Annotated in this window: 4 protein-coding genes; 3 read left to right on the top strand and 1 reads right to left on the bottom strand. The window is 33.5% G+C overall.

From position 1 onward, the window contains the following. Positions 1-233 precede the first annotated feature (233 nt). From AC1DRF_RS22185 to AC1DRF_RS22175, 3 genes are all read left to right on the top strand, one after another. Positions 234-410, top strand: coding sequence for a DUF8096 family protein (locus AC1DRF_RS22185; protein ID WP_279621326.1), 177 nt, complete (start codon positions 234-236; stop codon positions 408-410). A 27-nt stretch (positions 411-437) separates the two neighbouring features. Then, entirely contained in the window at positions 438-896 is a 459-nt protein-coding gene (locus AC1DRF_RS22180; protein ID WP_279621325.1) for an SMI1/KNR4 family protein, read from the top strand. A 440-nt stretch (positions 897-1,336) separates the two neighbouring features. Further along, positions 1,337-1,633, top strand: coding sequence for a hypothetical protein (locus tag AC1DRF_RS22175; protein WP_216884969.1), 297 nt, complete (start codon positions 1,337-1,339; stop codon positions 1,631-1,633). Positions 1,634-1,904: 271 nt separating this feature from the next. Here the strand turns inward: AC1DRF_RS22175 and AC1DRF_RS22170 are convergent, their stop codons facing one another. Next, positions 1,905-2,237, bottom strand: coding sequence for a hypothetical protein (locus AC1DRF_RS22170; protein ID WP_279621324.1), 333 nt, complete (start codon positions 2,235-2,237; stop codon positions 1,905-1,907). Positions 2,238-2,715 lie beyond the last annotated feature (478 nt).

The following is a 2,715-nucleotide window of genomic DNA, read 5'->3' as shown; positions in this document are numbered from 1 at the left end:
CAAATAAACAAGTTTATCTTACATACTACAAAAAGGGACAATGTATTACAAAAAAGGGATTCATCCAATTTGTTGATTTCCTGGGGAATTTGTTTGTTTTTATCGATAAAGTATTTGAATTGAAAAATAAAATGAGGTTAAGTGAGCTAATTGATGTTCATTTTACATAAAATAATTTCACCTTCACTTTTTGTGGTAATCTAATAAAAGGTAATTAGAAAAGAGTGATCAACATGGAAGCGAAAGAGCAGCAAGAAATCGATCTTAACAAAGTGTATGACTATGCTGAATTTCCGGATAAGGTCAGTGGCAGATGCGACAACTGCAACTCAGCTTACTTCAAAAGTTCCGTAAAAGGTGGAGTTTTCTTACATGAATGTAGAGAATGTGGCATGAAGAAAAGCATTTAGTTGGTACTGATTGAAAGGGTTGGAGAAATGAGAGATATTTGGGATGATGGATACAGTCAATCAAAGAAATTAACAGAAGAAATGGTTAAAGATGCAGAAAAGAAGTTGGGTGTGAAGTTACCAAAATCCTATATTGAGTTATGTAAAATGCAAAATGGAGGCTCTTTAAAATATTGTGACTACCCTACCTCTGTTCCAACAAATTGGGCAGACGATCATGTAAACCTCCCTGAAATTTATGGAATAGGAAAAGAAGGCATTTTATCCAGTGATTATTATATAGAAGAATGGGAGTTACCAAAAGATATTGTTCTACTATGTGGAGAGGGACATTGGTGGGTTGCATTCGACTATCGGAATACAAAAGATAACCCTCCTGTAATTTATATGGATCTAGAATGGGGAACAGACACACTTATTTTTGAATTAGCTCCTGATTTCGAGACCTTGGTAAATGGCTTATTTATTTATGAAGATGAAAAATGACTACATTTATACAATACAAAGGAACTGACATTCAATTGTCAGTTCCTTTTTTATTATTACGTTCAACTTTAGTCCTTGGGACATCTTTGGATCTCTCGTCCATTTCATGAAAAATATAAGTCACTAGGCCAATCCCCAACATATAAAAACTCATCACATCTTACATCACTATCTACTCATCCCCTACTGCAGTAAGGGTTCTGTTTTATTTTTTGACTGGACAGGCAAGCTTACTGCTGTAATTACGTAGTATCTAAAGAATTCCGACTCCGTTACCTAATTGGCATCTATTTCGGTAGCATAACACATTAACATTTGCGTAATTGAAGCTACTCTAAAAGAGTGGCTTTTTTAGGAKGATTTTAGGTTTTTAAATCCAAATAACAGGTTAATATTGACTTATAAAGCAATTGAAGGGTGTAGAAATGGAGGGGAGTAAGTTGCCTAACAAAGAATATCCATACTATTTTATAAAGTTAGGTAAGTTATATTATGTAAATGAATCATGTAGAAACGTAAAAAGGAAAGAGATATCTAGTTATGAATTTACAAACAATGAATTGGTTGCATTTCCCTTTGACACACAGTCCATCGCAAAACAAACCGCAGATGAATGTGGTGGGTATATTGTAGTTAGAAACGCTACGTTTGAAGATTATATTAGCCAAGGGGAACGTTGGAGTAAGTATATAGGTTATAAAGAGAAACATATATGGAAACTCTATAACGTTAAATAAATAGTAAAATACTTTCCTTATAATAAGTTGTATATTTGTACACTTTGTAAAAAAGCCCATATTTGTCGTAATCAATTTTAATTTCTGTCTTTGAACCATCTCTGAGAGTGAATACTCTAAACCAATCTTTCATGTAATCATATCTCCTTAAAAACGAAAAGAGCAACCATCATATACTGGCTGCTCTCTCCTAGCAAAAATGTACTCACACAAATGTGTATGTGAACGTATTAGTATCATACTACCTCAGTAATAAAAAAAGAAATAAATTCTATTTACCTTTATACATAATTAATCGTTCTTTTGCTAAATTAATTAATTCCTTTAACTCTCCAACGGATTGCTTGTTATTACAATCACTTAATAAATCTATTGTGTCTTGCAAAAATTGTTCTCTTCTTTTTATCCTTTTATATTCAGCCCTATATTCTTCTGCCATCCTTGCTATTCGAGTAGAACCCTCACGAGGAGTCGCAACTCTTTCAAAATTTGAAGTGCGAGGCTTTGTTCCTTTTTCATCAAACGTAGCATTGTCTGGATTCCTATTCCTCAATCCTGATTGACCCAAAATACTCCTTGCCGCCCGTTCTCTTCCAGTGGCCATTATCATTTCCCCTCTCTGCAATTGAGATTTGAAATAAACCGTCCTGTATAGATTCAATAACAGTAAAATAAGTCCTTCTTTAAATATTTAGTTGCAGCTAAATAAAATCTTTGTTATTTTTTGAGTGGATAGGCAAGCTTACTGCAGTAGCTACATAGTATCTAAAGAATCGCGACTTCGTTTCCTAATCAGTAGGTAATTCAGTAACGTTATCGCGTTAATATAAGCTTTATATGCGTAATGACGCCTTTCATGTTGCTTTCTTTATTGGACCCTTCACTAGTTATAGATAATGACCTCACTTTTCCTTTATAGAAAAAGCAGGGCCGTCTAAAATGTTAGGTATTTTTTTCAAACGTTACAACATGTATTTCATTATCTATTAATTGAAAATATGTCTTTGGATATGATCCAATATAAATAGGTAATCTTCCTTTTTCGTTCTCCGTATAAACGTTATAACCCAACTCATCGACAG

The sequence above is a fragment of the Priestia sp. P5_B4 genome (assembly GCF_056400385.1).
The sequence above is the reverse complement of the archived record's forward strand: the minus strand, read 5'-3'. Positions and strand labels throughout refer to the sequence as shown.

Bases quoted from the DNA above. Each gene is read 5' to 3' on its own strand.
- AC1DRF_RS22185 (WP_279621326.1), top strand. From the start codon at position 234: ATGGAAGCGAAAGAGCAGCAAGAAATCGATCTTAACAAAGTGTATGAC.
- AC1DRF_RS22180 (WP_279621325.1), top strand. From the start codon at position 438: ATGAGAGATATTTGGGATGATGGATACAGTCAATCAAAGAAATTAACA.
- AC1DRF_RS22170 (WP_279621324.1), bottom strand. From the start codon at position 2,237: ATGGCCACTGGAAGAGAACGGGCGGCAAGGAGTATTTTGGGTCAATCA.